Origin of the sequence: Rhizobium sp. NZLR1b (assembly GCF_019685155.1) — a bacterium.
Lineage (GTDB): Bacteria > Pseudomonadota > Alphaproteobacteria > Rhizobiales > Rhizobiaceae > Rhizobium.
Genome location: NZ_JABDWC010000053.1, coordinates 1 through 4,079 on the forward strand (window position 1 = coordinate 1; position 4,079 = coordinate 4,079).

A 4,079-nucleotide genomic window follows, 5' to 3' on the forward strand; every position below is an offset into this window, starting at 1 on the left:
CCTGCCTCGTGCTCCTTCAATATGCCGATGATCTGTTCGTCTGTGAAACGATTGCGCTTCATCCTCTGGTCCTCTCAAATGGGCCAGAGCTTACTTCAAAATGGATTATTTCAACGGGGCAAGGTCAGATGGTCACCGTATGCCGCCGCCCTCTCCATCGCGGTAGTGATCGAGGCAGATTGCGACACGACATGTCCGCACCCTTACAAAACACCCTCGGTATAGCGACAATAAACATGTGCAATGTCGCAGGGTTACCGGCTCAACCTGATTGGCATGAGAAGTGCTCAGAGTAAGCGGGGCCCTACAGTCCAAGTCCGATTGGGAGCTTAAACGACTATGCACATCGTGGTCTGTATCAAACAGGTGCCGGACATTGAGGCCTGATATCGTCTTGATCGGGAAGCGGACAATTGACGGCGACACAGCCCCCGTCGGACGCGGAATCGCAAAGAGGCTGAACCTCCAGCAACTGTCTTACCTAGCAAAGATTGTTTTCATTGATCCCATTTCTCGCGAGCTCGTGGTTGAGCGGCGCGCGCAACGTGGCGCTTTGGCCATCTCGGCATCGGTCTCCACAACAGGAATATTAGCAAGCCATGGCAACTTTGAATGAGTATCTCCGACAGAAGCACGAAGCACTACTCGATTGGCGGGCGCGCGTCAGAAAGGGGGATCTGAGTGCGGTCACATTTGAGGCCAGTGCAAGCGCTGAAGGCCGCAGCGGCGTGCGACGTATCCGAATTCGAGATTTCCAGGTCATTTCCGACAGCCCGCCCGAGTTCGCAGGCTATAATCTGGGTCCGTCGTCTCCAGAACTGCTGCTCGGTGCGCTTGCGAGCTGCCTGACCCATACTTTTCTGATCCACGCTTCCGATCAGGGCGTGCCGCTGGAATCGCTGCATGCGGAAGTCTCCGCCACGATCGATCCGCGTGCAGGTGCAGAAGGATATCAAGACGTTCCCGTCTATCCCCAGGACATCAACTACCTGGTCACACTAGTATCTCCCGCAAGTACCGCGGACGTCGCCAGACTGCGGGCGACCGTGGAAAAGCTCTGTCCAATCCTCAATCTCCTGAAGCGCGGAAACGAGGTGCGCGGGCAGTTGGATCACCAGCAACCCTGACCACTATATAGGGAGCGCCGACTGATGACCGTGTACGTCATGTGTCAGCACGTGTTCTCGACTTCGTCTCGTGTAGGAACCCGTCGAATGTCGCTTGCTGCATAAGTTCCCAAATTGGTATCGACTGAAGGATCAAATCATGCGCGGCATTCGAAATGCGCCTGCGGCACGGCGACAAAGGGTGCTCCGCTAGGGGCGACCTGGCGCGCCCATAGACTTGTATCGTCCGATGGCCATTTCGACCAGCGAACGTTTGCCGTGGCCTTCGGAGACCTGCATTCCATCCAGCCCCTTAAAGCCGTGAAATCAATATATGTATGTATATAAGCAATAATATATCCTACAGCTCACAGAAGTTTATAATGCAATTTGTATTTTTTGCGGCGATGAACGATATACTATAAAATATATCCGGCTCATCTGTTGCGTTGCTGATGGTTTTCATGAACTGTCCCAACTAAGAGCTGCGATAGCGCACCACAGGAATATCGTTTCCTATGAATGCTGAAAACTTGCCGGCGACATCATCGTCGGGAGGCTCGCACAAGGAGCACGATGACATGCACCACAAAAAGCAATCAGACAAGCACCCTGGCTACTCGCATCTGCGGTTGGCAACCATCGATGGCGCGTCGCTGCCTGGTCTGCAATTGTCAATCGACCGGCAGGAGGGCTCCCGGTCGACGAAGAAGACTTTTTTCAAACAATGGCTTCTGGATTTTGCTTTCGGTTGCGAGCTATTTTATCCGATCCAGCTATATGAACATCTCGCAACAAGCGAGGGCGAAGACAAAGGCGTTGAACCTTTGAGTGAGAGTTACGAATATAGAATTGGGAGAATTCGGGCCGGCCGCCAGGTTTCTCATTTGAAATCCACGTCTCTCGGGTTTCCAAATTCCAGAATGGAAGCGCCGGCTCAGTCGCCAACGCTTTCAAATTCGAAAGATGGTAAGAAAGTCTTCAGAAACCTGGCCATCGTGCGGTACACGCGAGCCGCAGTTCAAACCCTGCTGCCGCTATCATATACGCGGACAACGGTCGCCCGTCGGCAAAAATCAAGGATATTTGACCCGCAAGGTTTGCCCAATTATACTACAGAAAGGATTTCATTCTCCATGTCATTATGTCCTGCGAAATGCATTCGCATCGCCGCACTTGCAGCGGCCGCCATCTTGCTGGGCACCCAGATCGCAGTTGCGCAAGAGCCTTCTATAGAATCTCAGTGGCTGAACACGCCGGCATCTCGAGTGGAAGCGCTTGCGATCCTCCAGACCTTGAATGCAAATCTCCTGAGTAACGCCAGTGCCACGTTTACCCTTGACCGCTGGTGCGCCGCGCATAAGCTCGCACCGGAAGGTTCAAAGATCGTAGCTCAGCGTGTGGGCGGGCAAGGCAAACCGGCCGATGAGCACATCCGTGATCTTCTGAGCGTCGGACCCGGTGAGTTGATCGCCTATCGCCGCGTCCGACTGGTCTGCGGCGAACGCGTCTTGTCCGAAGCCGACAACTGGTATGTACCTGCAAAATTAACTGCAGAGATGAATCAGGCGTTGAATACCAGCGATATCGCGTTTGGCAGAGCCGTTCAGGCTCTCAATTTCACTCGCACAAACCTGTCTGCCAAGTTGCTCTGGTCCCCTCTATCCGAAGGCTGGGACATGGACGGCTTAACAGCGCATGAAACAAGTTCCCCCGGCCTGCCGGCGTTCCTGCTCGAACATCGAGCCGTATTGAAACTTCCAGACGGCACGCCGTTTAGCGCCCTGGTCGAAAGCTACACGGAAAAAGTACTAGACTTTCCAGTTCCGCGCCTGCTTTCTCAATAGCGCTTCGGTATCTCGTGCATGCGACAAGGGCGCTTGTCTTGCGGAAGCGTGCCGGCCGGACGATTGCCCTTGTCCATCGTTTAACAGCGGCGACACGCACGATATCCTGTGTGTAACCTAACCCCGAGCCATCGCAGATTGTCGCTTGACAGTCCCCTCGGCAAGCCTCTACCCTTTTTGCATTCACCAGGGGGGTCCCGGCAAGGGGCTGAGATACTGCTGGACAATACGGCTTTGCCGATTGTGGCGCAGTGACCCGTTGAACCTGATCCAGTTCATACTGGCGTAGGGACGGTGCAAGCGCTCGAAGCAGTGGATTCACGCGCGGAATCCGTGCCGGCGTCTTTTCATCATTCCGGCTGAGGACTGGGTCTCCAATCGAAAACTTGGAGCCTCAAACCATGAAAATTGCCGCGAAGACCATCACCCCCACAGTCACCAAAGGCCCGCTGCCGGCGTCGCGGAAGATTTACATCCCGGGAGACATACACGCCGACATCCGTGTGCCGATGCGCGAGATCAGCGTTCATCCGACATCGGGCGAGCCGCCTGTTGTCGTCTATGATTCCTCCGGTCCCTATACGATCGAGGGTGCTGATATCCGCATCGAGCAGGGCCTGTCGCAGCTCCGCCGCGACTGGGTGCTCGCGCGCGGCGATGTCGAAGCCTATCAGGGCCGCCATATCCGCCCCGAAGACAACGGCTTTGCCAGCGGCGAAAGGCTGACGCCCGAATTTCCCACTAAACGTCAGCCGCTACGAGCCAGGGATGGCAAGGCGGTCACCCAGCTCGCCTATGCGCGATCAGGCATCATCACGCCCGAGATGGAATTCATAGCCATCCGCGAAAACCTTGGTCGCAAGGCGCAGGCGGATGCCATGGTCCGCGACGGCGAAAGCTTCGGCGCCCATATTCCGGACCATGTGACGGCGGAATTCGTCCGGCAGGAAGTGGCGGCGGGTCGGGCGATCATCCCCGCCAACATCAATCATCCGGAATCCGAGCCGATGATCATCGGCCGGAATTTCCTGGTGAAGATCAACGCCAATATTGGCAATTCTGCTGTCACCTCGTCCATGACGGAAGAGGTCGAGAAAATGGTCTGGGCGGCCCGCTGGGGCGCCGA

The 4,079-nt window shown here is 55.6% G+C and carries 3 protein-coding genes and 1 riboswitch; all 3 genes read left to right on the forward strand.

The features are described from left to right. Positions 1-599 precede the first annotated feature (599 nt). Entirely contained in the window at positions 600-1,127 is a 528-nt protein-coding gene (locus HJB84_RS33365) for an OsmC family protein (RefSeq protein WP_131702562.1), read from the forward strand. Positions 1,128-2,242: 1,115 nt separating this feature from the next. Then, positions 2,243-2,953 (forward strand): hypothetical protein, encoded by a 711-nt coding sequence (locus HJB84_RS33375; RefSeq protein WP_127431727.1) that lies wholly within the window; start codon positions 2,243-2,245, stop codon positions 2,951-2,953. A 178-nt stretch (positions 2,954-3,131) separates the two neighbouring features. After that, positions 3,132-3,263: riboswitch (TPP riboswitch) on the forward strand. A gap of 91 nt (positions 3,264-3,354) precedes the next feature. Then, positions 3,355-4,079: phosphomethylpyrimidine synthase ThiC (locus tag HJB84_RS33380; protein WP_221117979.1), on the forward strand; the 725-nt coding region annotated here is incomplete at its 3' end.

Excerpts from the sequence above, each read along its gene's own strand:
- HJB84_RS33365 (WP_131702562.1), top strand. The coding sequence starts at position 600 with ATGGCAACTTTGAATGAGTATCTCCGACAGAAGCACGAAGCACTACTC.
- HJB84_RS33375 (WP_127431727.1), top strand. The coding sequence starts at position 2,243 with ATGTCATTATGTCCTGCGAAATGCATTCGCATCGCCGCACTTGCAGCG.